This is a genomic window from Burkholderia pulmonis (assembly GCF_984667975.1).
On the sequence record NZ_OZ480187.1, the window covers coordinates 1,014,728 to 1,038,727 of the forward strand.

A 24,000-nucleotide genomic window follows, 5' to 3' on the forward strand; every position below is an offset into this window, starting at 1 on the left:
CTCAAGGAGAGCGGCAATGACGACGGACGCAGGCGGGACGCAACGGCAGGCACTCGTGCTCGGCGCGAGCGGCGGGATTGGCGGGGAAGTCGCACGGCAGTTGCGCGATGCGGGCTGGCAGGTGCTGGCGCTCAAGCGCGGGATCGACGCCGAGGTGGTGGAGCGCGACGGCATTGCGTGGATCCGCGGCGACGCACTGGATCGCGATGCGGTGGTCCGTGCCGCACGCGGCTGCAGCGTGATCGTGCATGCGGTGAACCCGCCCGGATACCGGAACTGGGCCGAGCAGGTGCTGCCGATGGTCGACAACTCGATCGCGGCGGCCCGGGCCGCGCAGGCGACCATTGTGTTGCCCGGCACGGTCTACAACTTCGGCGCCGATGCCTTTCCGGTGCTGCGGGAAGATGCGCCGCAGCATCCGTCGACCCGCAAGGGGGCGATCCGCGTCGAACTGGAGCGGCGGCTGCAGGACGCCAGCGAGCATGGCGTGCGTGCGATCGTCGTGCGCGCCGGCGATTTCTTCGGGCCGCACCTCGGCAACAGCTGGTTTTCGCAGGGGCTGATCAAGCCCGGGCGGCCCGTGGCGGCCATCAGCGTGCCGAGCCGCGGTGTCGGCCATCAATGGTCGTACGTGCCGGACGTGGCACGCACGATGCTCGAGCTGATCGAACGCCGCGAGACGCTGGAGCCGTTCGCGCGTTTTCATCTGGGCGGGCACTGGGACGCGGACGGCATGCAGATGGCGCTGGCCGTGCAACGGGTCGCACAGCGGCACGGGATGCGGCCGACGCTGCGCAACTTCCCGTGGTGGGTCGTCTGGGCGGCGGCGCCGTTCGTCACGACGCTGCGCGAACTGCTCGAGATGCGTTACCTGTGGCGCGAACCGATCCGGATGGACAACGCGCGCGTGACCGCGGTGCTCGGTCGCGAGCCGGTGACGCCGCTCGATACGGCGGTGGAGGCGACGCTGGCGGGACTCGGGTGCCTCAAGTGAGCCAGGGCCCGTGCCACGGCCATCCCCGGGCACGGGAAAGCGTCATCGTGCATGGAAGAACCCGCGGGACAACAATTCTCCACATACCCGGGCGCATCCGATGAGCATCATGTCGGTCGATACCGATAATGCGAAAGCGGGGGCGCGATGTTGTCTTTTGGATGGAAGGTGTGGGTTGCAGCGGCCATTGTTTCCACATTGAGCGGTTGTACCGACCTGGCCGGTGTGCTGTACTGCGAGAACTCGCAGTTCAACTTTCCGGACTACCACTGCTTTCAACCGTATCGGTAGGAACCGGCGCGGCAACTGAAACGCGCCGCGCTCGCGTCCCGCGCGGTTTCCCGCAGCCCGTTACGCCACGACCGGCAATACCTCGACCGCATAGCGGTGCCGAAGGCTGCGCCCGAGCACCGGGTCGTGCAGCTCCATCTCGAACGCATCGCCATCGCCCATCGCCGCGATCGCGCCATGCACGGCGACCGTGCCGCCATACATCGCGCAGCGCGCGGGCATCGTGCGGCGGTCGTCGAAACGCCGCCACAGCACGTCGGGCGCGAGCAGGCCGCTGACCGCGCCGTGCTGGTACGCGATCCGTTCGCCGTCGCGCGCGATCCACCACGAACGCATCTCGATCGTATCCCAGTGATCGGCGACGTCCGCATGACGCCACGCATCGCGGCCGAGCGGCTTCGCGCACACCTGTTTCGATACCGCGACGCCGTACGCCTCGACTTCGCGATCGGTATGGTCGGAGCCGACCGTGACCAGCGTGCCGGCGGGGCTGTCGACCAGCACGCATTCGATCTCGCCGCCCGAGCGCGCGCCGAGCACGCCGATCGACGGCGCCTGCGTGAGCAGTGCGGAAGACACGCGATAGAAGCACGGCGTGGTCGACGGCGGCGCGACGCCGAGCGCCGCGAGTTCGTCGATGTGCGCCTGGATCGCGGCCGGATCGCGGCCGGCCCAGCCGGCGATCACGACGCGTTCGATGTCGACGTCGACGGCGGCCGGTGCGCCTTGCAGGGAAATCACGTTGAACGACAGGGTTGGCATGCGGATATCCGTTTGAAATGCGAAGGAATGAATCGGCTGACGGCGACGCTCAGTCCTCGAGCGGCCGGTGCGCGGTCTCGCGCGCGGCGAGCAATGCGGCCGACGTGACGACGAGCGCGGCGGCGACGTACAGCGACACGGCCGTCGTCGTGCCCGTCTGCCGGAACAGCGCGGCGATCACGAGCGGTGCGAAGCCGCCGCCGACGATGCCGGCGAGCGTGTAGGCGAGCGACGAGCCCGCATAGCGCACACGCGTCGGGAACTGTTCGGTGACGAACGCGCCTTGCGGGCCATACATCACCGCATGAATCACGAGGCCGATCGCGACGGCCGCGACGATTGCGACGGGGCGCGCCGAATCGAGCATCACGAAGAACGCGAACGCCCACACGATGCCGGCGATTGCACCGGCGAGATATACGGGCCGGCGGCCGAAACGGTCCGACAGCGCGCCGAAGAACGGCACCGCGAGCGCATTGCAGGCCGTGCCGATCATCACGGCCGTCAGCGCGACGGGGCGCGACAGGTGCAGCACGGTCGTCACGTAGGTCAGCGTGAACACGACGATCAGCGCATACAGCACGTCCGAGCCGATCCGCGAGCCGCCCGCGATCAGCAGGCGCTTCCAGTGGTATTTCAGCACGTCGGCGACGGGCACCTCGGCGGTCGCGTGCGATTCGGCGAGCTGCTCGAACTGCGGCGTTTCGTCGACGCCGCGCCGCAGCCAGAAGCCGAATACGACGAGCAGCGCGCTGGCCGCGAACGGCACGCGCCAGCCCCACGACAGGAAGGTGTCGGACGTGGTCGACAGCGTCACGAGCGCGATGCAGCCGGTGCCGAGCAGCGTGCCGAACGACGGGCCGATCTGCGTCCACGACGCGGACAGCCCGCGCCGCTTCTGGTCGCCGTGTTCGACCGACAGCAGCACCGCGCCGGCCCATTCGCCGCCGAGCGCGACGCCCTGCACGAAGCGCAGCGCGACGAGCAGGATCGGGCTCAGGATGCCGGCCTGCGCATAGGTCGGCAGCGCACCCATCAGTGCGGTCGTCACGCCCATCAGCACGAGCGTGAGCATCAGCACCGCGCGGCGGCCGATGCGATCGCCGAGGTTGCCGAACACGAAGCCGCCGAGCGGGCGCGATACATAGCCGACCGCATAGGTCGAGAACGCGAGGATCGTGCCGGCCAGCGGATCGACCGACGGGAAGAACAGGTGGTTGAAGACGAGCGCGGCGAGCGTGTTGTAGATCGTGAAGTCGTACCACTCGAGCGACGTGCCGATCATGCTCGCGGTCGCGAGTCGGCTGGTGCGGACGCGGCGGGGCGCGTGGGCGGCGGGCTGGGCGAGAGTGCTCATGGTATCGGGCATGTCGTGACGGGTGACGGGGTGAAGCGCAGGGCCGGGGCGCCGGCCGCATCGTGACTGCGGCACGGCCGGCGTCGGGCGCTCAGGCAGGCAGGGCGGCGGCGGTGGCCGGTTCGGCGTCGCGATGCGCAACCGGCAGCGGCGCGGCAGCGCGCCACAGCAGGTCGAACGTGCGCACGTCGTCGTGTCCGGCGAGCGCGACGGCTACGCGGCGCGTGACCGCCGCGTCGCTGCCTTCGATCAGCACGAGCGCGTCGGCGGCCGGGCGGGCAGCCGCAGCGGCGCCGATCGGCGCGGACAGGTCGGGCGCGGTGCGGAAGAGCCGTGCGGCGTGGATGCCCGGCTCATTCAGTGCGTCGACGAAGCGCTCGCGCAGTTGCGGCACGTCGATGCGGTCCGGCGGCAGGACGAACAGCGCGAGATGCGCGCCTTCGCCATCGCCGGCTTCGATCGTCAGTTCACCGACGCGCCGCTGCGTGCCCGTCATGCGCTCGAAGTTCGCGAGCGACCAGGCGGTTTGCTGCGTGAACGCGCGCCGGTACGCATCGCCGCGGAACACGTCGAGCGCTTCCGTCACGTACAGCGCGAGGTACTTGCGCGGGCCGCCGTCGGTCGCGCGAAAGCGCCGGGCATGCGTGAAGCCGGGAATCGCGACACGTTCCTGCATGTGCTCGCGGTCGTACCACGCGTTGAAATCGGCTTCGTGCGCGGCGTCGATATCCGTCCAGACGCAAAGCTGGCCGTGCGGAAGGGAAAGGCGGGTCATCGCGGGGTTCCTCGTGACGGGGTGTGTCAGGAACCGCAGTGTCCCGAAGACAGGCCGCGCCCGTCCAACAAGAAAACAAATTCGCGGTGAACAGGTTTTCTTATGAGCGGTGCGGGCGGCGTTTCGCGGCAGGAGGGGCAGGCGGCGCGGCTTTCTTCGTGCATGTCGTTTTCGCCGGCGTACTCGTCTTCGTTCCGGTCGCCTTGCGGGCGGGCGGGGTGTCGGCGCGAGCGGGCGCGGCCGGTGCGGCCGGCTTCGCGATGCTCGCGGCGGCGGCCATCGCGCGTGCGACTTCGCTCGCGAGTTCCGCGATGCGTGCGGCTACCGGCAGCCCCTGGCTGCGATACGTCGCGACGAGCGGCAGCGCGGGGAATTCCGGGTCGACGTCGAGCAGTTCGAGCGTGCCTTCGTGCAGTTCGCGCCCGATGATCGCGGGCGGCAGCGCTGCCACGCCGAAGCCGTCGGCGACGAGGCGGATCATCGCGGCGACCGACGTGATGCAGTTGATGCTGGCCGGCCGCTCGACGGCCGCGAACAGCCGCTCGATCGTCGCGTGCGGCCCCGAGTGGCGCGAGAAGCTGATGATCGGAAACTCGGCCAGGCGCGCGACGTCGAGTGCCTGGCCGCCGAGCCCGAGGCGCGGGCTCGCGGCCCAGCGCACCGGGAATTCGCACAGCGGCAGGTTCGTGAAGTCGGGGCCCGGGACCGGATCGGTCTGCAGGATCAGGTCGACGCCGTCGGTGCTGAGCAGGCGGATCAGGTGCAGCGTCGTGTCGCTCGTGATCTCGACGTCGAGGCGCGGATAGCGCTCGCGCAGTTGCACCATCAGCGCCGGGAACCAGCTGTGCACGATCGATTCGATCACGCCGATCCGGATCAGGCCCGCGTCGCTCGCCGCATCGATGTCGCGCCGCATTTCGCCGTCGAGCCGCACGATGCGTTCCGCGTAGGCCAGCATGCGCCGGCCTGCGGGCGTGAGCGTGGCCGAGCGCGTGTTGCGGTCGAACAGGCGCACGTCGAACGCTTCCTCGAGCGATGCGATGCGGCTCGAGACGGCGGCCTGCGTCGTGTGCAGCTTTTCGGCCGTGAGCCGGAAGTTTTCCAGCTTTGCGAGCCAGACGAAGGTTTCAAGAAACCGGATGTTCATCGAGGTCCGAACGGTGAGGCGGTGCCGGGCGCGGCGGGATCGGACGATGGTAGCGGATTTTCGGGGCGGGACATGCGCGGGGCGCTGCGCGCGTGTCGCGACGGGCACGAGGGCGGACGACGAGGTAGCGGCACGCCGGCCGCCACCCCCGGGCTTGCGGGCGGTGCGCCCGCTTGCGTCAAAGCCGGTCGAACGCGAGCGTCGGCACGTCGACGACCATCGCACCGCCGTCCGCGACGAGCGTTGCGCCGGTGACGAACGACGCGTGCGGCGACGCGAGGAACGCGCAGACGGCCGCAATTTCGTCGGGATCGGCCGCGCGCCGCAGCGGTACGTCGGCGCTGACACGTGCGTACGCACCGTCGAGCGTGTCGCCGTGCGCGGCCATCAGCGGTTCCATTTCCGCGTCGGCCATCGGCGTGCGGACCCAGCCCGGGCATACGGCGTTCGCACGCACGCCGTGCGGGCCGTAGTCGCGGGCAAGCGACCGCGTGAGCCCGAGCAGCGCGTGCTTGCCGACCGTGTAGCCGCATACGCCGGGCCCGGCCGCGAGCGCCGCGATCGACGCGACCAGCACGATGCTGCCGCGCTGCGCGATCAGGTCGGGCAGGCACGCGCGTGCGCTGACGAACGCGGTGTCGAGGTTCGCGTGCATCGCGTCGTGCCACTGCGCGTCGTCGGTTTCGTCCGCGCGGCCGATGCCGTGACCGCCCGCACACGCAACGAGTGCGTCGACGCGGCCGAAGCGTTCGGCGATGCGCGGCAGGAACCCGGCCCAGTCGGTGGTGCGCGCGGCGTCGCCTGCGAGTGCGAGGCCGCCCGTTTCGGCGGCCAGCGCGTCGAGCGGCGCCTGACGGCGCCCGATCAGCACGACGCGGTCGCCGCGGCTGGCGAAGCGGCGCGCACATGCGGCGCCGATGCCGGTGCCTGCGCCGGTGATCGCGATCGTGCGGGGTGGCGGGTGCGTCATGTCGTTCTCCGGAAAGGTGTCGTTACCGGCCACTTTAGGCGGCGCCGGCACGCGGCGGTATCCGCCGAAAGGATGAACGACGGTCGTCCGGGCGGCCAGGGCGGCCGTGGCCCATTTTGCAAAGGCTGACGATGTGCGGTGCCGAATCGCTCTATCCTCCACATTTTTGCGATAAGCCACGAAAGCCCGGCAAAATAGCGCGGGCGGGCGCGCGCATCGACGCGCGGCGCGTCGGCCGGCCGATTCCGTCGTGCGAGCGGAGCGGCAGGCCGGCAGGATCGGCGCGAGCATGCGCCCGATGCGCAGACATCGCGTCTGCCGATGGATCGTGTCGTCACGGCGTATCGCCCGGTTGCGCGCTCGCGCGGCCGGACCATCGACAAGAACAGGGAGGGGCCGGCAATGAAGCTGGACGACGAAAGAGAAAGCATGAACGTCGAGGATCGCCGCGGCGCCGGCGGTTTCGGCGGCGGGCGCGGCGCGACGATCGGCATCGGCACGATCGTGGTCGCGCTGGCCGCGTCGTATTTTTTCGGGATCGACCCGCGCGTGGTGCTCGAAGGCGCGTCGGCGCTGCAGGGCCGCCAGCAGCAGGCGCAGCCTGCGCCCGCGCAGCGCCAGGGTGCACCGGCGAGCGATCCGGGCGCGGTGTTTACGCGCAAGGTGCTCGGCAATATCGAGCGTACGTGGACGGGCGTGTTCAACACGCAACTGCATGCGCAGTACGAACCGCCGAAGCTCGTGATGTTCACGAACTCGACGCCGACCGCGTGCGGCACCGGCCAGACGGCGATGGGGCCGTTCTACTGTCCGGCCGACCGCAAGGTGTACATCGATCTCGGCTTCTACGACGAGTTGCGCAAGCGTTTCGGCGCGGGCGGCGATTTCGCGCAGGCCTACGTGATCGCGCACGAAGTCGGTCATCACGTGCAGAACCTGCTCGGCATTTCCGACAAGGTCGACGCGGCGCGCCGGCGCTCGAGCCAGGCGCGCTCGAACGCGCTGTCGGTGCGGATGGAGCTGCAGGCCGACTGTTTCGCCGGCGTGTGGGCGAACAACGCGCAGCGCGCGAACCAGCGGCTGATGGAGCCGGGCGATTTCGAGCAGGGGCTGAAGGCGGCCGCCGCGATCGGCGACGACCGGCTGCAGCAGCAAGGGCAGGGCTATGTCGTGCCGGAGAGCTTCACGCACGGCACCAGCGAACAGCGCACGTACTGGCTGCGGCGCGGGATGGAGTCGGGCGAGGTGAGCGCCTGCGACACGTTCGCCGCGAACGCCCGCTGAAACGACGCGCGCGCACCGTCGCGCGTCCGTATCGTCCCGGCGAACCGGCGAACCGGCGAACCGGCGAACCGGCGAACCGGCGAACCGGCGACCGGCGACCGGCGACCGCAGCCGGACCGGGACGATTTGCCGATTTGTGCTCACCGGCGCTTTTCGGCGCCGGTAGGCTGGCCCGAACTTCGAGATTCGAACCGTTCGCCCGCCAGCCGATTCCATCATGCCGACCCCATCCGTTCCCGCCGACCAGGGCGCCGCCGACTGGCAGCGCGCGCTGCGCGCCTGCGTGGATGCGTTCGACGCATTCGCGAGCCCGTCCGCGATCGTGTTCTACCGGCTCGACCAGAGCGGCGAACCGGCCGATTTCGAGCTGTTCGGGATGCCGGAATCGATGCACCGCACCTATGTCGCGCGCTACCGGATTCTCGATCCGCTGCATCCGTCGCGCTGCGCGGCGGGCGAATGCGCGGTCGTCACGCTCGCGTCCCAATTGCCTGACGAAAGACGCGATGCGTCCGCGTACTGGACCCGTTTCCTGCGGCGGCACGACGTGGCCGATGTCGTCGAAATCTGGCTGCGCGACGCGGGGCGGACAGTCGGCGCGTTTTCGCTGCTGCGGTTCGGGGCGGGAGAGGCGAACGGCAACAGCACGTCGGGGCGGTTCGCGCCCGGCGAGATCGACGCGCTCGTGCGGCTTCAGCCGGTGGCCGAAGCCGCGCTGAGCCCGTTGTTGCGTGCGCGGCGCGGGATCCACAGGATCGGCTGCGAGGAACGGCTCACCTACCGCGAGGAGCAGATCGCGCGACTCGTGCGCGACGGTCGTTCGAACAAGGAGATCGCACGCGATCTCGCGCTCGGGCAACCGACGATCAAGACGCACCTGATGCGCATGTATCGCAAGCTCGGCGTGTCGAACCGCACCGAACTGGTCGGGGCGCTGTTCCTGTCATCCGGCGGATAATCGCGATCCGGACCCTTTCGCGATCGCGGATTCATGAAAAACAATGCGCTGCTGGCCGTGCTGTTCGTCTTGCTCGGTTTCTCCTCGTCGTCCTTTGCGCAGGCGGGCGACGCCGGTCCCTGCGTCGTCCTGCAGCCGACCCGCATCGCTCGGGACGACGCAGGCGCGGCGGGCGGCTTTCCCGGTGGCGGATGGCTCGGACTGGCGCCCAGCGGGAACCGCTGGATGCTGGCGCCGGCACGCGTCCGGTTCGAGCCGGTGCAGCCGAATGGCGACGTCGTCGACATCAAGTCCAGCCTGAAAAAAGCCGTTGCGCTGTTTCGTTGCAAGTCGCTCATGCAGGGCAAGGTCGACGCGGCAAATCTGGCGTTCCCGGCCGACGGAACGGTGGTCGATCCCGGCGTCGGCCCCCTGCGGTTCGGGTTTCACGGCCGCCAATACACGCTGCGCCAGACGGAATCCGGTTCGGTGATCGCCGAAGGCGACGGCAAGCGCTCGGTCCTGCATGACTTCGGCGGCAGCACGCCGCCGTTCCGGGCGACCCTGATCTGGGCGGGCGACCTCGATCGCGACGGCCGGCCGGATTTCCTGATGGAATTCGAAAGCGAGATCGGTGCGAACTTCTGCCTGTTCACATCGGGCCGTGCCAGCGGAAACGAACTGGTCGGGCCTGCGGGCTGCATGGACGTCAGCGGCTGACCACGCCGTTCCCGCCCCGGCGGTCCCGCGTCGCCCTGTCGGTCCCGCGGGGTTCGAACCCGCCACCGTCCCCCACGCGCTGCCAATTTGCGCTCACCGGGCGCGATCCCTCGTCGATACAGTGGTTCGACGCCCGCGTGCCTCACCCGCACGCGGTCCACAGCCACGACAATCCTCGAGACGCCCATGAGCAACACGAACTTCGTCGCCGTCAGCGACACGGTGCGCACCTTCGTTGCGCGCGATTTCGGCCTTTTCATCGACGGTGACATGCAGCCCGCGCATGCGGCTGCGCGGCTCGACGTGTACGACCCGGCCACGGGCGAGCGGCTGGCAACGGTCGCGGATGCCGACGCGCACGACGTCGACCGCGCGGTGGCCAGCGCGAAGCACGCGTTCGACACGCGCGTATGGAGCGGGCTGCGCCCGGCCGACCGCGAACGCATCCTGCTGAAACTCGCCGACCTGATCGAAGGCGACGCCGAAACGCTCGCGCAGCTCGAAACGCTGAACCAGGGCAAGTCGATCCACGTGTCGCGCGCGATCGAAGTCGGCGCGAGCGTCGAATACGTGCGCTACATGGCCGGCTGGGCAACCAAGATCACCGGCCAGACGCTCGACGTGTCGATCCCGTTCCCGCCCGGCGCGCGCTATACGGCCTACACGCGCAAGGAGCCCGTCGGCGTGGTCGCGGCGATCGTGCCATGGAATTTCCCGCTGATGATCGCGGTGTGGAAGCTGATTCCCGCGCTCGCGGCCGGCTGCACGATCGTGCTGAAGCCGTCGCCGGAAACGCCGCTCACCGCGCTGCGCCTCGCCGAACTGGCACGCGAAGCCGGCGTGCCGCCCGGCGTGTTCAACGTCGTCACCGGCGGCCGCGTCTGCGGCTCGGCGCTCGCGAGCCACCCGTCGATCGCGAAGATCTCGTTCACGGGCTCGACCGCGACCGGCAAGCTGGTCGGCGCGGCGGCCGTGCAGAACATGACGCGCTTCTCGCTCGAGCTCGGCGGCAAGAACCCGATCGTGATGCTCGACGACATCGACGTCGCGCAGGCGCTCGACGGCGTCGCCGCCGGTGCGTTCTTCAACCAGGGGCAGGTGTGCGCGGCCGCGTCGCGCATCTATGTGCACCGCAGCAAGTTCGCGCAGCTCGCCGACGGCCTCGCGGGCGTCGCGCAGTCGATGAAGCTCGGCGCGGGCCTCGACACGACCGCGCAGATCAACCCGCTCGTATCCGCCCACCATCGCGACAAGGTCGTCCAGCACATCGAAGGCGCGCGCCGCGCGGGCCTCACGTTCCTCGCGGGCGGCACGCCGGCCGACGACCTGCCCGGCTACTACGTGAAGCCGGCGGTGATCGCCGATCCGCATCCGGACAGCGCGATCGTGCGCGACGAGGTGTTCGGCCCGGTGATCGTCGTCGTGCCGTTCGACGATGCGGCCGATGCGGTGCGTCTCGCGAACGCATCGCCGTACGGTCTCGCCGCGAGCATCTGGAGCAACGACCTGAAGCGCGTGATGAACCTCGTGCCGCAGATCGAGGCCGGCACCGTATGGGTGAACTGCCATATCCCGCTCGATCCTTCGATGCCGTTCGGCGGCTACAAGCAGTCGGGCATCGGCCGCGAGTTCGGCCAGTACGCGATCGAAGGCTTCACCGAAACCAAATCCGTCTGCATCGCGCACTGACGCGCGGCGCGACCCCGAACCCGAACGACCCAGTTCAAACGATCCGACAGTGGAGACTGCAATGAGCTACAACGAAGCGAAATTCTGGCATCCGATGGTGCACCCGAACGAAATGAAGCAGCGCAAGCCGATCCGCATCGTGCGCGGCGACGGCTGCTACGTGTTCGATGAAGAGGGGCGCAAGCTCGTCGACGGCGTCGCGGGCCTGTGGAACGTGAACGTCGGGCACAACCGCCAGGAAGTGAAGGACGCGATCGTGCGCCAGCTCGACGAGCTCGAATACTTCCAGCTGTTCGACGGCATTTCGCATCCGCGGGCGGAAGAACTGTCGAAGAAGGTGATCGACATGCTCGAACCGGAAGGGATGCGCCGCGTGCTGTACAGCTCGGGCGGCTCCGATTCGATCGAGACCGCGCTGAAGATTGCGCGCCAGTACTGGAAGGTACGCGGCCAGGCCGACCGCACGAAGTTCATCTCGCTGAAGCAGGGCTATCACGGCACGCACTTCGGCGGCGCGTCGGTGAACGGCAACACGGTGTTCCGCCGCAACTACGAACCGAACCTGCCTGGCTGCTTCCACGTCGAGACGCCGTGGCTGTACCGCAACCCGTTCACGCAGGACCCTGAAGAACTCGGCCGCATCTGCGCCGAAATGCTCGAACGCGAGATCCAGTTCCAGAGCCCCGACACGGTCGCCGCGTTCATCGCGGAGCCGATCCAGGGCGCGGGTGGCGTGATCGTGCCGCCGGCCAACTACTGGCCGCTGGTGCGCGAGGTGTGCGATCGCTACGGCGTGCTGCTGATCGCCGACGAAGTCGTGACGGGCTTCGGCCGCAGCGGCAGCATGTTCGGCAGCCGCGGCTGGGGCGTGCGCCCGGACATCATGTGCCTCGCGAAGGGGATCTCGTCGGGCTACGTGCCGCTCGGCGCGACGGTCGTGAACGCGCGGATCGAGGACGCGTTCGCCGCGAATGCCGATTTCGGCGGGGCGATCATGCACGGCTACACGTACGCGGGCCATCCGGTCGCGTGCGCGGCCGCGATCGCGAGCCTCGACATCGTCGTGAAGGAAGACCTGCCGGCGAATGCGGCGAAGCAGGGCGCGTATCTGCTCGAGGCGCTGAAGCCGTTCGCGGAACGCTTCGCGTCGGTCGGTGAAGTGCGCGGCAAGGGGCTGATGCTCGCGCTCGACCTCGTGGCGAACAAGGACACGCGCGAGCCGATCGACCCGCTGTCGGGCTATGCGAACGCGGTCGCGGAAGTCGCGCGCGAGAACGGTGTACTGGTGCGCCCGGTCGGCACGAAGATCATCCTGTCGCCGCCGCTCGTGATCCAGCGCGAGCAGCTCGACCGGATCGTCGACGCACTCGCGGCCGGTTTCGAAGGCGTTCCGTTCGCATGACGGCTTGACCATGTAGCCGCATGACGGCAAACCGGCGGTGGAGGGCGTCAACGCCGCTGCGGGTTTGCCGATTTGCGCTATGACCGGATTATTTTGCCTGCGTATTTTTTCGACATCGGATCAAGGTGTGATCGACAGGGGCCCGGGAAACGAAGCGCTGAAGCGCCGCCCCGGGCTGACCGAAAGACATATGTGACCCCAGCCGCCGACGAAGCGCTGGTTCAGGTCACCAAAGGAAGGAGACAAAGATGTCGGGATGGTCAGGAGTGAGCGGCACCGCGGGCGACACGTCCACCGGCTCGCCGGGCGAAGCGGGCGGCGGCACCGCGCTGAAGGCGGGGGCGGTCGGCTTTCCGACCGCGCTGGCGAGCGCAGTCGGCCTCATCATGGCGAGCCCGGTGATCCTCACCGCGACGTCGGGCTTCGGGATGGGCGGCTGGGCGTTCGCGGTCGCGATGATCATCGCGTTCGTGATGATGCAGGCGCAGGCCACCACGTTCTCCGAAGCGGCCGCGATGCTGCCGACGGCCGGCTCGGTCTACGATTACCTGTCGTGCGGGCTGGGCCGCTTCTGGGCGATCACCGGCACGATTTCCGCGTATTTCCTCGTGCACGTGTTCGCCGGCACGGCCGAGACGATCCTGAGCGGCATCATGGCGCTCGTCAACTTCGAATCGCTGAACGCCGCGTTCGAGAAGCACAACAGCTCGTGGCTCGTCGGCGTCGGCCTCGTGATCACGTTCGCGATCACCAACATCATCGGCATCAAGGTGTTCAGCAAGCTTGAGATCGTGCTGACGGCCGGCATGTGGCTGTCGCTGATGATCTTCGGGATCCTCGGGCTCGCAGCCGCGCCGGCCGTGCATCTCGACGGCTGGTTCGGCGGCTCGGAAGTCGGTACGTCGGTGCCGGCCGTGCTGTCGCTCGTCGGGATGGCGATGTTCATGTTCGTCGGCTGCGAGTTCGTCACGCCGCTCGCGCCGGAAATGAAGGCGCCGGGCAAGACGATCCCGCGCGCGATGGCGCTCGGTCTCGTCGGTGTCGCGATCTGCATGTTCCTGTACGGCGCGGCGATCCGCCGCCAGGTCGCGAACGTGCCGGTGAGCCCCGACGGCCTCACGCACCTGCTCGACACGCCGGGCGCGATTCCCGCGTTCGCGCTGCAGGTGCTTGGGCCCTTCGGCCGCATATGGTTCGGCATCGCGTTCCTGTGCGCGGGCGCCGCGACGATCAACACGCTGATGGCCGGGCTGCCGCGCATCCTGTACGGGATGGCGATCGACGGCGCGCTGCCGCGCTGTTTCGGATACCTGCATCCGCGCTTCAAGACGCCGGTGGTCGGCATCGTGGCGGCGGCGATCGTGCCGATCTTCCACGCGTGGCTGATCAACGGCAATCTCGACAGCATCCTGCACCTCGTGCTCGCCGCGACCTGCGCATGGGGCACCGCGTATCTGCTCGTCACCGCGTCGGTCGTGATGCTGCGGATCCGCCGCCCGGACCTGCCGCGCCCGTACCGTTCGCCGCTGTTCCCGCTGCCGCAGATCGTGTCGAGCGTCGGGATCCTGCTTGCGATCTGGTACATCACGCCGCCGGGCATGAACCCGCGCGACATCTATGTGCCGTTCGGCGCGATGCTCGGGCTCACCGCGCTGTACGCGCTGTTCTGGACGCTCGTCGTGCAGCGCCGGCATCCGTTCAAGCCGGTGCCGGTCGAGGAAGTGCTGCGCAACGAGCACGTCGCGTCGTGAGGGCCGTGCTTGCCCGGTGGCGCGCGGCGCCCGACGCGCCGCCGCCCGGCCATCGGCCCGGCGCGATCGCCGCGCGCGTGCTGGCCGACCTGCAGGCCGCGCGCGATACCGACGAGGTCGGCAGTCAGGTGCTGCGGCTGCCGAACGGTGCCTGCGTGAGCGTCGAGGAGCGCGTCGAGCGCCAGTTCCTGATGCATACGGTCAGCGTGAAGGTGGCGGCGACCGCAAGCGGCCCCGCCGCGCTGGGCAGTGCCCGCGTGCGGCAGACCGGCTGGCTGCGCCGCACGGGCATCGATGCGGTGCGCTCCACGGGATGCGACCCCGTATTCGCCGATACGCTGACCGCGCTGATCGCCGAGCCCGCTCTGGCCGACGCGTTGCGCCCGTTGCACCTGACCGATTGCACGATCGACGCGCGCGACGGCCGCTGGACGCTCGCGATCGTGCCGTTCGGCGGCAGCGAGGTCGTGAACCGGATGCCGTCGTTTCGCCGCTACATCAGGCTGACCGGTGAGCAGGCTGCCGCGCTGTCGGCGGCCTGTCTTGCGTTCGAAACCGCACTACGCAGGATTTTGCGAGGGTAAGCTGTGGCGTTGCGTGCCGTGCGAACCCGGCGGCCGCATCCAGGACCCAAGGGTTTTACCGGAGATGCCGATGCTGTTCCAGTCACGCTCACACGAAGACGTGCACGATCACGGGCTCGCGATCGCGGGCTGGCATCAGGTTTATCGACAGATGACGCCGGGCCGCTTCAAGGGCACCGTCACGCAGGTGCTGTACGACGATTTCCACTTCTTCCGCGAAACGACCAACCGGCGCGTCGCACAAACCGGGCTCGCGCCGGCCGGGCGCACGTCGCTCGCGGTGCCGCTGTCCGTCCCGCTCGCGGGCACGTTCCAGGGCCAGCCGATCGACGGCTATGCGCTGCTCGCGCTGCGCGCCGGCGAGGATTTCGAATTCCACACGCCGGAAGGGATGGGGCTCGTCGGGATCAGCGCGGCGTCCGACATGGTCGACGAGCTGTGCGAAGCCGAATTCGGTGCGGCCGGCGCGCGCAAGCTGCGGCACGTGACGCGGCTGTCCGACGAACAGGGCGTCGCGCTTGGCGTGCGGCTGTCGGCGCTGATCGACGACGCGCAGCGCAACCCCGGTCACCTCGAATATGCGGCCACCCGCAAGATGTTCCGCGACGCGATGCTCGGCATGTTCCTCGACGCGCTCGAACAGGGCATCGGCGTCGAGCGCCGCGATATCACGCACGCCACCTACAGCGACATCGTGAGCCGTTGCGAGAAGCATCTGCGCGACCGGCCCGAAGAGCCCGTTACCGTGCTCGAACTGTGTCGTGCGCTGCGCTGCAGCCGCCGCACGCTGCAGACGAGTTTTCAACGCGTGGCCGACGTCACGCCGGTCGGCTACCTGCGCACGATCCGGCTGAATGCGGTGCGCCGCATGCTGCGTACCACGTCGGTGCAGCAGCTCGGCGTCGGCGAAGCCGCCGCGAGCTGGGGGTTCACGCATCTCGGCTATTTCGCACGCGAGTATCGCGACCTGTTCGGCGAGCTGCCCTCCCAGACGACGCGTCCCGAATGACGCACGCGCACCGCGACGTCGCCGTCCGGCATCGTCGCGGGCCACGCAGCCCACTGTTTGCCGATTTGCGATAGAGGTCCTGAATTTTCGCTGGATAGAGTCCTGTCACCCATATCGACAACACCATCGGTTTGCACTGCGAATCGATGACAACAGAGGGCGGGACATGAAGATCGGACGACGACTGGCCGCAGCCGCGGCTACGCTGGGTTGCATGCAGGCACACGCGCAGACCACGGGGAGCGTGACGCTGTACGGCACCGTGGATACCGGCATCATCTATTCGACGAACCAGCAGTTCACGCGCGCCGACGGCAGCACGGGCGGCGGCCATGCGTGGCAGATGGGCGGCGGCAACCTCGTGCCGTCGCGCTTCGGCTTCCAGGGCGCCGAGCCGCTCGGCGGCGGGCTCGACGCGGTGTTCACGCTCGAGCAGCAGTTCCTGTCCGCGAACGGGCAGGCGTTGCAGGGCGGCACCGCATTCAGCCGGCAGGCATGGGTCGGGCTGCGGAAGGACGGCATCGGGACGCTCGGCCTCGGCCGGCAGTACGACTCGTACACCGACATGCTCGGCGCGTACGTGTCGAGCAACAACTGGGCGACGCCGTACGGCTCGCATCTCGGCGACGTCGACAACCTGAACGCCGCGTTCAACTTCAACAACGCGGTGAAGTTCACCAGCGCGGATTTCAACGGGCTCACGGTCGGCGGCACGTTCAGCTTCGGCGGGCAGGCCGGCGACTTTTCCGCGAAGCGCGGCTATTCGGTGGCGGCGACGTACACGCGTGCGCCGGTGGCGTTCTCGGTCGGCTATCTCGACCTGCACCAGCCGCTCGACGCGGCGCTGGGCGGCGCGAGCGGCTACATCGGCGATTTCTCGTGCAGCAACCCGGGCGCGATGTACTGCCTGCTGCAGGATGCCGGCTCGATGCGCGCGTTCGGCGCGGGCGGCTCGGTCACGTTCGGCGCGGCGACGGTCGCGCTGACCTACACGCATACGCGCCTCGGCGACAGCCGCTATTTCTCGACCGCCGCGCAGCCGCGCACGCAGGCGTTCACGTTCGACATCGGCGAACTGAACGTCACGTACATGTTTACCCCGGCATTGCAGGGCGGTGTCGCGTACATCTTCAACGCCGCGCACACCGACGGGCGCGGCACCACGCGGTTCCACCAGGTGAACGTCGGCACGAACTACAGCCTGTCGAAGCGCACGGCGCTGTATGCGGTCGCGATCGGCCAGATCGCGAGCGGCGCCGGGCTCGGCACCGACGCGGACGGCAACGCGGTGAACTATGCGCAGATTCCGGTGCTCGCGAACAGCAACTCGAGCCGGCAACTGGCGGTGATGGCCGGGATCCGCGTGAACTTCTGATCCGGCCGGAAAGGTCGGCCGGGAAGGCCGGGCCGGGGGCAGGTGTGGCCAGGCGGGGTGGGGCAGCCGGGTGGTTCGGCTGTCTCTCCCGCCGTGTGCCATAAATTCTTAACGATCGGCGTGAACAATGGCGTACGCTTCAGGCAGCCGGCTGCATCATTTGTTTTGCACACGTGTGCAATGCCTGGCCGCTCCGCCACCACGCCGAACGAGAGAGACCACATGACCTTGCTGACCCGCCTGCGCGCGCTGTCCGCCGCCCTTGCGCTGTCCTTCGCCGCCACGCACGCCGTTGCCGCGGATCTCGTCATCGCAGGCCGCGACGACATCTACGGCAAGGGGCTGGCCGACGCTGTCGCCGGCTTCAACAAGCTGCACCCGGGCAGCGAGATCGAGCTGCTCAAGCTGCCGAACGCGAACCTGTACCAGAAGCTCAAGCTGTCGATGCGCGAAGGCACCGGTGCGTACGACCTCGTGATGATGGACGACACGTGGGCGCCCGAATTCATCGGCAACGGCTGGTTGAAGCCGCTGCCGGCGGCGCTCGCGGACGCCGATCTCGTGCCGTCCACCGTCGCGCTCGGCCGCAATGCGGCCGGGACGCTGTATGCGCTGCCGATCGTCGGCAACGTCGAGATGTTCGCGTACCGCAAGGACCTGCTCGCGAAGTACAAGCTGCAGCCGCCGCGCAACTGGGACGACGTGCTGAAGATCGCGCAGACTGTCGGCGGCGCGGACAAGAGCGTGTCGGGCGTCGTGTTTCGCGGCACGAAGGGCAACCCGGTCGTGACGGGCTTCCTGCCGATCCTGTGGGCGTACGGCGGCGACGTGTTCGACCATGCCGGCAACGTGACGATCGATTCGCGCGAAGCACAGGCCGCGCTGAAGACGTTCCTCGCGCTGAAGGCGTTCGCGCCGAAGGATGTCGACGTGTACGGCGCCGCCGAAGTGCGCGATGCGCTGCAGCGCGGCACGGCTGCGCAGTCGATCGAGGTGTGGCCGGCGTGGGTGCCGGCGCTCGACGATCCGAAGCAGTCGCGCGTGGTCGGTCAGATTGCGCTGCAACCGCCGCCCGGGCAGGTCGCGGGCCCGGCGCCGATGCTCGGCATCTGGCAGATGGGCATTCCGAAGGACGCGCCGCATGCGAAGCTCGCGCAGGATTTCCTCGCGTACCTGACCGCGCGCGATACGCAGACGCGCCTCGCCGGCATCGGTATTCCGCCGACCCGCCGCAGCGTGTTCAACGATCCGGCACTGGTGCGCCAGTACCGCTGGTATCCCGATCAGCTGAAGGCACTCGAAGCCGGCCGTGCACGACCGCGCGTGAAGGACTGGCAGCAGGTCGAGAGCATTCTCGGCGACCAGCTGCAACTCGCGCTGACGGGGCAGGCCGCTCCCGATGCCGCACTGCGCCAGGCGCAGCAGAAGATCGCGCAGGCGATGGCCGCGGCCGGCAAGTGACGGCCCGCTTCAACCGGTCGGCCGGAGGTCGCGCATGAAATCCTTCGGTCGCAGCCTGCCATTCGTCGCGCTGCTCGGGCCCGCGCTGCTGGTGCTCGTCGCGCTTGCGCTGTATCCGGTCGCGCAGGTGCTGATCGACTCGTTCTGCCAGGTCGATTACTCGGCCGGCCGGCGCGCGTTCGCGGGGCTCGCGAACTATCGCGCGGTGCTCGGCGACGATGCGTTTACGGCTGGCTTCGGCAACACGCTGCGCTTCACGATCGTCGCGTCGCTCGCCGAAGTCGCGCTGGGTTTCGGCCTCGCGCTGCTGTTCGTGCGTGCGTTTCCGGGGCGGCGCATCGCGCTGCCGCTCGCGATCCTGCCGATGATGCTGTCGACGCTCGTGTGTTCGGCGATCTGGCGCAACTGGCTGAACTTCGACGGGTTCCTGAACGCGCTGCTCGCGGCGTTCGGCATCGAAGGCGTACGCTGGCTGTCCGATCCGCATCTCGCGCTGTGGTCGCTCGCGCTCGTGGACGTCTGGCAGTGGACACCGATGGCGTTCCTGATCGTGCTGGCCGGTCTGCAATCGATCCCGCAGGAGCTGTACGAAGCCGCACGCACCGATGGCGCGAGCGAATGGCAGTGCGTGCGCGACATCACGCTGCCGCTCGCGGCGCCGCAGATCGGCCTCGCGCTGCTGCTGCGTTCGATCGACACGTTCAAGCTGTTCGACAAGGTCTACGCGTTGACGGGCGGTGGCCCGGGCAATGCGACGCAGACGCTGTCGACCTATATCTACGACACGGGCTTCCGCTTCTTCAACGTCGGGCCGGCGAGTGCCGCCTCGGTGCTGATGCTGGCGGCGTCCGCGCTGCTGGTTTCGGGGTACGTATGGCAGACGGTTCGCAAGCGGCGCGCGTGACGGCGCAATCCGCGGGCTTTTCCCGCGCGCGAACGGGCGCCGCATTCGGTCGGGCGATGCCGTGGGCGCTGCGCATCGTCGCGCTCGCGCTGTTGCTGCTGCCATGCCTGTGGATGGCCGGCGCGGCCTTCATGCCGACGCTCGAGCGCCTCGACCATCCGCTGCGGCTCTGGCCGGCCGCGCCGACCTTCGAGCATTTCGCATCGGTGTGGTCCAACGGCATCGGTGCACCGCTGTTCAATTCGCTGCTGGTCGGCTTCGGCACGACGCTGCTGGCGCTGGCGCTCGCGTTTCCGGCTGCCTATGCGCTGGTGCGGCTGCGGTTTCCGGCACGGCTCGACCTGCTGTTCCTCGTACTCGTGCTCGCGTTGAAGCTGATGCCGCCGATCACGATCGCGGTGCCGCTGTTCGCGCTTGCGAAGCGGCTGCACCTGCTCGACTCGACGCTCGGCCTGATGCTCGCGTACCAGATCTATGCGCTGCCGATGGCGATCTGGATGCTGCTCGCGTTCGTGCGCGACGTGCCGATCGAATACGAGGAAGCCGCGTGCATCGACGGCGCGGGGCTGGCGCGACGGCTCGTGCAGATCGTGCTGCCGCTGTGCGCGCCGGGGCTGATCGCGACCGCGATCTTCGTGTTCATCGCCGCATGGAACGAATTCCTGATCGCGCTGCTGTTCGTGTCGACGCCGAGCCGTTTCACGCTGCCGCTCGCGATTGCCGGCTACGTGACGGAGAACGGCATCGACTGGGGCGACCTGATGAGCGCGGGGCTGATGGCGTCGCTGCCCACGCTGGCCGTGGCCGGCTATGTGCAGCGCTACCTGTTGCGCGGGTTTGCGGGCGGGTTGAAGTGACGCGCGGCGTCGCCGCGCCCGCGCTCACGTCGTCACGCGCAGCTGTCCCGCACCACCTGCATGACCGGCACGACGCGTGTGCGCGACGGGCCGTCGAACGCCTGCATGCGGTCGGCGAGCAGGTCGATCGCCGCGTGCGCGAGGCCGCGCGTGTCCTGCCGCAGCGTCGTCAGGCGATACGCGTCGTATTCGGCGGCGGGGATGTCGTCGAAACCGATCACGCGCAGGTCGTCCGGTACCCGCAACCCGAATTCGCGGCGCGCGACATCGATCACGCCGAGTGCGAGCAGGTCGGACGAACAGAACACACCGTCGGGCCGCTCGCCCGTTGCAAACAGTTGCCGCGCGGCGTCGACTCCGCTTGCACGGGAGTCGGACGGCGTATCGAACACGTGCGCGAGCGTCGCATCGAACGCGTCACCTTGCCCGATCGCGTGCTCGAATGCCGCGGCGCGCGATCGCGCGCTGTAGCTCGTGTCACGCGGCCCGACGAACGCGAGCCGGCGCGCGCCGGCCCGCACCAGCCGCTGCGCGGCATGGACGGCGCCCGCCGCGTTGTCGCTGACGACGACGTCCGCACCCGGCAGGTTCGCCTCGCGGTTGATCATCACGACGGGAATCTGGTGTTCGAGGTACTGCTGCGCGACCGACAGCGGCGGCGAAGCGGACGTCATCACGAGGCCCGCGATCCGGTAGCTGAGCAACTGTTCGAGCGATTGCGTGACCTGGCGCGGATCTTCCGCATTGGTCACGAGCGGCGTGAGCGCACGCTGCCCGAGCGCGGCCATCAGGTCCGACAGGAGCCGCGCGCGGAACGGGTTCTCGAACCCGGCCGTCACGACGCCGATCATGCTGCTGCGCTGCGTGATCATGTCGCGCGCGATCAGGTTGACCTGGTAGCCGAGCGCCCGCGCGGCGACCATCACGCGTTCGCGTGTTTGCGGGGCGATGCTTGCCGTCGGCGAGAACGCACGCGACACTGCGGAGCGTGAGACGCCGGCACGCACGGCGACATCCGACGCCGTTACCCACGGCTTTCTATCCTTGTCATTCATCGATTCATGATCCCTTCGAGCCACGATACGCGCATGCCGCCCGCCGACTGGATGTCGGCGCTCGACGACGCGCGGTTGCTGCATACGCTGACCCTACCGGGCAGCCATGACACCTGTGCGTATACGGTCGACGATGTGCTCGTGCGCACGCAGCGTGCGCCGCTCGATGCGCAGCTCGAGCATGGCGTGCGGCTGCTCGACATCCGCTGCCGGCACGTGCGCGATGCGTTCGACATCCATCACGGCGGCATCGCGCTCGGCATGACGTTCGACGACGTGCTGGCCGCCTGTGCGCGCTTTCTCGATGCGCATCCGCGCGAATGCGTCGTGATGTCGGTGAAGGACGAATGGCCGGCGCATGCATGCACGCGCAGTTTCGATGCGACGTTCGATGCGCATCGCGCGCGCCATCCGCATCTGCGCTGGCATGCCGGCGGCACGCTGCCGGCGCTCGGCGGCGTGCGCGGCGCGATCGTGCTGCTGCGGCGCTTCCGCAGCAGTCGGCCGCTCGGCATCGACCTGACCGCATGGCCCGACAATACGACGTTTTCGATCGACCATCCGGACGGCGCGTTCGTGATCCAGGACGAATATCGCGTGCCCGTGGCCGCATCGATCGCGTGGAAGTGGCGCGCGATCGACGCGCTGCTGACGCACCTGCCGTTGCCGGACAGTGGTCGCTGGGCGATCAATTTCTGCAGCGGAACGGGGATGGGGGCGAATCCGTCGGTGGTCGCGCATGGCGACGGCAGGGTGCAGGGCATTCACGCGCGGTTGGCCGAACGATTGCGCGAGCAGCGCGGCCCGTACGGCGCGATGCTGCTCGATTTCTGCGACGACGACGACTGGGCGCTGGTGCGTGCGCTGATCGCATGCAACGACCATGCGCCGGAGCAGGGCGTCTGGCGCAAGGCATTTCGCTGCTAGTGCAGGTTGGCGTTGAAGAACGCGAGTGCTGTTGCGTCGAGTGTCTGGTGAAAGGCCGCGCGATCGAATCCGTTCGTATCGACGCAAACCCGTGGCGCCATGCGTGTCAATGCATCGGAACACGGCGCGAGAAACGCGAAATGCGCGCTGTTCGGGACGGTGTGGAATTCCGGCCGATGCGGCAGCAGGCCGGCCAGCGCGGGGACGGTGGCCGGCTCGACGCCGTCGCCCCCGAATTCGGAGGCCCAGAGCTGGATGGGCGCATGCACGTCCTTCAGCGTGGCGGCGGTCGGGAATTCGTCGAGCGGATCGGCCAGCACGTAGGCCTTGATGCGCGGGTCATGCGTGAGGGGCGCCGGCGGCAGGTCGTGGTCGCGAATCTGCCGGCAGATCAACCACGTCATGTCCGGGCACGCGACCGGCGCATTCAGGAAATCCGGATCGCCGCCAGCCAGCACGAGGCCCGTATAACCGCCCCGCGAAAAGCCGAAGAAGCCGATCCGCTGCGGGTCGATCCGTGCCGAATCGGGGGCGTTCTTCAGCATGTAGTCGACCAGGCGCTTGATGTCGACGGGGCGTTCGGCGAGTTCCCGCAGGTCGCCCGCGCGGCTCATGTCGAGGACCGTGTCGCCGGGATGGTTGATCGCCGCGACGACATAACCTGCGTCGGCGAGCGTTTCGGCGAGATCGTGATGGCCGAGGAGCGAGCCGCCATGACCGTGCGAAATTACGACGAGCGGCAGCTTGTCGCCGACGGTCGGGCAATCGCGCAGCCCTTGCAGCACGAACGGGCCGATCGTCAGCGGTTGCGCCGGCGCCGCGCAGGGCGTCCACACGGCTGCGCGCAACTCGGGGCCGGCCGCATCGGCCGGGAGGGTGACGAACTTGACGCCGGCCGCGTGCGCGACAGTGGCGGACAGGCAGAGCAGGACAGCCGACAGCCAGGTTTTCATGTGGATCCCCGGGTCAAGGGCGCGGCGGGTCGCCGTCGCGATTCGCCGTATCGTGACGAAAATCGGCGGCTGTGTACAGTGGCCGCCTGCGGCGAACCGATTGGTTCGCAACGCCGCGACAACGCATCAGCGCGTCGCGATCGCCACCGCGGCACCCGCCATCGCCGTTGCGCTCGTACGGTTCGCGATCCGTTTCGCGCGTGCCGACGTCAGGAACGCGCGCGCACGCGACGCGAGCAGCGACCAGAAGCAGTCGGCGAGGATCAGCACCGCGAGCATCGTACCGACCAGCTCGGCCCACGCAGCGACACCGACGTGTGTGAGGTCGACGATGGTCGGCAGCAGCGCGAGATAGAACACCATGATCTTCGGATTGCCGAGCGTGACCAGCATCCCCGCGACGAACATGCGCCACGGCGACTGGCCGCGCGGCAGGTCGTCCGCGCCCGTGTCGGTCGGCGCGATCCACATCTTCCACGCGAGGAACAGCAGGTATGCAACGCCCAGCAGCTTCAGCACGATCAGGCCCGTGGCGAACGTGCGTGCGAATGCCGACAGCCCCGCAACCGCGAGCGTGAGCCACAGCGCTTCGCCGAGCCACATCGCCGCGAGGAACGGCAGCACGTCGCGCACGCCGTTCGTCAGCACGCGCGCAACCAGCGCGGCGACGCTCGGGCCGGGCGTGCCGGCGGTGACGAGCAGGGCGAAGGCGAAGACGGCGAGTGCGGACAACGTCATGACGGACCTCGTGGGCAGGGCGTTCGAAACGTATGAAGTTTCGATTATAGTGACGGCC

22 protein-coding genes are annotated in these 24,000 nt (G+C 68.7%); 14 read left to right on the forward strand and 8 right to left on the reverse strand.

Translation table 11 applies throughout. The features are described from left to right. Positions 1 to 16: 16 nt before the first annotated feature. Positions 17 to 994 (forward strand): NAD-dependent epimerase/dehydratase family protein, encoded by a 978-nt coding sequence (locus AC5LXK_RS21345; protein WP_493393442.1) that lies wholly within the window; start codon positions 17 to 19, stop codon positions 992 to 994. A gap of 351 nt (positions 995 to 1,345) precedes the next feature. Here AC5LXK_RS21345 and AC5LXK_RS21350 read toward each other — a convergent pair whose 3' ends face one another. From AC5LXK_RS21350 to AC5LXK_RS21370, 5 genes are all read right to left on the reverse strand, one after another. Next, a complete protein-coding gene (locus AC5LXK_RS21350; protein ID WP_493393443.1) occupies positions 1,346 to 2,047 on the reverse strand; it encodes a DUF2848 domain-containing protein in 702 nt (233 codons plus the stop codon). Between the two features lie 49 nt (positions 2,048 to 2,096). After that, positions 2,097 to 3,416 (reverse strand): MFS transporter, encoded by a 1,320-nt coding sequence (locus AC5LXK_RS21355; protein WP_493393444.1) that lies wholly within the window; start codon positions 3,414 to 3,416, stop codon positions 2,097 to 2,099. A gap of 79 nt (positions 3,417 to 3,495) precedes the next feature. Further along, entirely contained in the window at positions 3,496 to 4,179 is a 684-nt protein-coding gene (locus AC5LXK_RS21360; protein WP_493393445.1) for a hypothetical protein, read from the reverse strand. Between the two features lie 100 nt (positions 4,180 to 4,279). Continuing rightward, the gene (locus AC5LXK_RS21365) at positions 4,280 to 5,326 is read right to left on the reverse strand and encodes a LysR family transcriptional regulator (protein WP_493393446.1); all 1,047 of its coding nucleotides are present in this window, start codon (positions 5,324 to 5,326) and stop codon (positions 4,280 to 4,282) included. A 178-nt stretch (positions 5,327 to 5,504) separates the two neighbouring features. Then, positions 5,505 to 6,296, reverse strand: coding sequence for an SDR family NAD(P)-dependent oxidoreductase (locus tag AC5LXK_RS21370; protein ID WP_493393447.1), 792 nt, complete (start codon positions 6,294 to 6,296; stop codon positions 5,505 to 5,507). A 402-nt stretch (positions 6,297 to 6,698) separates the two neighbouring features. Between AC5LXK_RS21370 and ypfJ the strand changes: the two genes are divergently transcribed. The 12 genes from ypfJ to AC5LXK_RS21430 all read left to right on the forward strand — a co-directional run bounded on the left by ypfJ (position 6,699) and on the right by AC5LXK_RS21430 (position 20,269). Then, a complete protein-coding gene (gene ypfJ, locus AC5LXK_RS21375) occupies positions 6,699 to 7,580 on the forward strand; it encodes a KPN_02809 family neutral zinc metallopeptidase (protein ID WP_493393448.1) in 882 nt (293 codons plus the stop codon). Positions 7,581 to 7,797: 217 nt separating this feature from the next. Continuing rightward, positions 7,798 to 8,538: a helix-turn-helix transcriptional regulator gene (locus AC5LXK_RS21380; RefSeq protein WP_493393449.1), complete on the forward strand. Its 741-nt coding sequence runs from the start codon at positions 7,798 to 7,800 to the stop codon at positions 8,536 to 8,538. 33 nt (positions 8,539 to 8,571) lie between these two features. Further along, positions 8,572 to 9,237 (forward strand): hypothetical protein, encoded by a 666-nt coding sequence (locus AC5LXK_RS21385; RefSeq protein WP_493393450.1) that lies wholly within the window; start codon positions 8,572 to 8,574, stop codon positions 9,235 to 9,237. A gap of 186 nt (positions 9,238 to 9,423) precedes the next feature. Further along, positions 9,424 to 10,926, forward strand: coding sequence for an aldehyde dehydrogenase family protein (locus AC5LXK_RS21390; RefSeq protein WP_493393451.1), 1,503 nt, complete (start codon positions 9,424 to 9,426; stop codon positions 10,924 to 10,926). Between the two features lie 61 nt (positions 10,927 to 10,987). Beyond that, the gene (locus tag AC5LXK_RS21395) at positions 10,988 to 12,328 is read left to right on the forward strand and encodes an aspartate aminotransferase family protein (RefSeq protein ID WP_493393452.1); all 1,341 of its coding nucleotides are present in this window, start codon (positions 10,988 to 10,990) and stop codon (positions 12,326 to 12,328) included. A gap of 248 nt (positions 12,329 to 12,576) precedes the next feature. Then, entirely contained in the window at positions 12,577 to 14,079 is a 1,503-nt protein-coding gene (locus tag AC5LXK_RS21400) for an APC family permease (RefSeq protein WP_493393453.1), read from the forward strand. After that, positions 14,076 to 14,663, forward strand: a complete 588-nt coding sequence (locus tag AC5LXK_RS21405; RefSeq protein ID WP_493393455.1) for a DUF3156 family protein — start codon at positions 14,076 to 14,078, stop codon at positions 14,661 to 14,663. The genes AC5LXK_RS21400 and AC5LXK_RS21405 overlap by 4 nt, the downstream gene beginning before the upstream one ends. Before the next feature lie 70 nt (positions 14,664 to 14,733). Further along, positions 14,734 to 15,672, forward strand: a complete 939-nt coding sequence (locus AC5LXK_RS21410) for a helix-turn-helix domain-containing protein (RefSeq protein ID WP_031399222.1) — start codon at positions 14,734 to 14,736, stop codon at positions 15,670 to 15,672. A gap of 166 nt (positions 15,673 to 15,838) precedes the next feature. After that, positions 15,839 to 17,047, forward strand: coding sequence for a porin (locus AC5LXK_RS21415; protein WP_493393456.1), 1,209 nt, complete (start codon positions 15,839 to 15,841; stop codon positions 17,045 to 17,047). 222 nt (positions 17,048 to 17,269) lie between these two features. Further along, positions 17,270 to 18,508, forward strand: coding sequence for an ABC transporter substrate-binding protein (locus AC5LXK_RS21420; RefSeq protein WP_493393458.1), 1,239 nt, complete (start codon positions 17,270 to 17,272; stop codon positions 18,506 to 18,508). Between the two features lie 34 nt (positions 18,509 to 18,542). Next, positions 18,543 to 19,412 (forward strand): carbohydrate ABC transporter permease, encoded by an 870-nt coding sequence (locus AC5LXK_RS21425; protein ID WP_493393459.1) that lies wholly within the window; start codon positions 18,543 to 18,545, stop codon positions 19,410 to 19,412. Next, the gene (locus tag AC5LXK_RS21430; protein WP_493393460.1) at positions 19,382 to 20,269 is read left to right on the forward strand and encodes a carbohydrate ABC transporter permease; all 888 of its coding nucleotides are present in this window, start codon (positions 19,382 to 19,384) and stop codon (positions 20,267 to 20,269) included. Before AC5LXK_RS21425 ends, AC5LXK_RS21430 begins: the two co-directional genes overlap by 31 nt. 32 nt (positions 20,270 to 20,301) lie before the next feature. Here the strand turns inward: AC5LXK_RS21430 and AC5LXK_RS21435 are convergent, their stop codons facing one another. Further along, positions 20,302 to 21,324, reverse strand: a complete 1,023-nt coding sequence (locus tag AC5LXK_RS21435; RefSeq protein WP_493393461.1) for a LacI family DNA-binding transcriptional regulator — start codon at positions 21,322 to 21,324, stop codon at positions 20,302 to 20,304. A gap of 6 nt (positions 21,325 to 21,330) precedes the next feature. Between AC5LXK_RS21435 and AC5LXK_RS21440 the strand changes: the two genes are divergently transcribed. Beyond that, positions 21,331 to 22,251: a phosphatidylinositol-specific phospholipase C gene (locus tag AC5LXK_RS21440; RefSeq protein ID WP_493393462.1), complete on the forward strand. Its 921-nt coding sequence runs from the start codon at positions 21,331 to 21,333 to the stop codon at positions 22,249 to 22,251. Here AC5LXK_RS21440 and AC5LXK_RS21445 read toward each other — a convergent pair. Next, positions 22,248 to 23,204: an alpha/beta hydrolase family protein gene (locus tag AC5LXK_RS21445; protein WP_493393463.1), complete on the reverse strand. Its 957-nt coding sequence runs from the start codon at positions 23,202 to 23,204 to the stop codon at positions 22,248 to 22,250. The genes AC5LXK_RS21440 and AC5LXK_RS21445 overlap by 4 nt on opposite strands. Before the next feature lie 126 nt (positions 23,205 to 23,330). Further along, positions 23,331 to 23,942, reverse strand: a complete 612-nt coding sequence (locus tag AC5LXK_RS21450) for a LysE family translocator (protein ID WP_493393464.1) — start codon at positions 23,940 to 23,942, stop codon at positions 23,331 to 23,333. Positions 23,943 to 24,000: the final 58 nt, after the last annotated feature.

Bases quoted from the DNA above. Each gene is read 5' to 3' on its own strand.
- AC5LXK_RS21420 (WP_493393458.1), top strand. From the start codon at position 17,270: ATGACCTTGCTGACCCGCCTGCGCGCGCTGTCCGCCGCCCTTGCGCTG.
- AC5LXK_RS21415 (WP_493393456.1), top strand. From the start codon at position 15,839: ATGAAGATCGGACGACGACTGGCCGCAGCCGCGGCTACGCTGGGTTGC.
- AC5LXK_RS21370 (WP_493393447.1), bottom strand. From the start codon at position 6,296: ATGACGCACCCGCCACCCCGCACGATCGCGATCACCGGCGCAGGCACC.
- AC5LXK_RS21385 (WP_493393450.1), top strand. From the start codon at position 8,572: ATGAAAAACAATGCGCTGCTGGCCGTGCTGTTCGTCTTGCTCGGTTTC.
- AC5LXK_RS21365 (WP_493393446.1), bottom strand. From the start codon at position 5,326: ATGAACATCCGGTTTCTTGAAACCTTCGTCTGGCTCGCAAAGCTGGAA.
- AC5LXK_RS21390 (WP_493393451.1), top strand. From the start codon at position 9,424: ATGAGCAACACGAACTTCGTCGCCGTCAGCGACACGGTGCGCACCTTC.
- AC5LXK_RS21450 (WP_493393464.1), bottom strand. From the start codon at position 23,942: ATGACGTTGTCCGCACTCGCCGTCTTCGCCTTCGCCCTGCTCGTCACC.
- AC5LXK_RS21360 (WP_493393445.1), bottom strand. From the start codon at position 4,179: ATGACCCGCCTTTCCCTTCCGCACGGCCAGCTTTGCGTCTGGACGGAT.
- AC5LXK_RS21430 (WP_493393460.1), top strand. From the start codon at position 19,382: ATGGCAGACGGTTCGCAAGCGGCGCGCGTGACGGCGCAATCCGCGGGC.
- AC5LXK_RS21435 (WP_493393461.1), bottom strand. From the start codon at position 21,324: ATGAATGACAAGGATAGAAAGCCGTGGGTAACGGCGTCGGATGTCGCC.
- AC5LXK_RS21380 (WP_493393449.1), top strand. From the start codon at position 7,798: ATGCCGACCCCATCCGTTCCCGCCGACCAGGGCGCCGCCGACTGGCAG.
- AC5LXK_RS21445 (WP_493393463.1), bottom strand. From the start codon at position 23,204: ATGAAAACCTGGCTGTCGGCTGTCCTGCTCTGCCTGTCCGCCACTGTC.
- AC5LXK_RS21345 (WP_493393442.1), top strand. From the start codon at position 17: ATGACGACGGACGCAGGCGGGACGCAACGGCAGGCACTCGTGCTCGGC.
- AC5LXK_RS21350 (WP_493393443.1), bottom strand. From the start codon at position 2,047: ATGCCAACCCTGTCGTTCAACGTGATTTCCCTGCAAGGCGCACCGGCC.
- AC5LXK_RS21355 (WP_493393444.1), bottom strand. From the start codon at position 3,416: ATGCCCGATACCATGAGCACTCTCGCCCAGCCCGCCGCCCACGCGCCC.
- AC5LXK_RS21425 (WP_493393459.1), top strand. From the start codon at position 18,543: ATGAAATCCTTCGGTCGCAGCCTGCCATTCGTCGCGCTGCTCGGGCCC.
- AC5LXK_RS21400 (WP_493393453.1), top strand. From the start codon at position 12,577: ATGTCGGGATGGTCAGGAGTGAGCGGCACCGCGGGCGACACGTCCACC.
- AC5LXK_RS21410 (WP_031399222.1), top strand. From the start codon at position 14,734: ATGCTGTTCCAGTCACGCTCACACGAAGACGTGCACGATCACGGGCTC.
- AC5LXK_RS21395 (WP_493393452.1), top strand. From the start codon at position 10,988: ATGAGCTACAACGAAGCGAAATTCTGGCATCCGATGGTGCACCCGAAC.
- ypfJ (WP_493393448.1), top strand. From the start codon at position 6,699: ATGAAGCTGGACGACGAAAGAGAAAGCATGAACGTCGAGGATCGCCGC.
- AC5LXK_RS21440 (WP_493393462.1), top strand. From the start codon at position 21,331: ATGATCCCTTCGAGCCACGATACGCGCATGCCGCCCGCCGACTGGATG.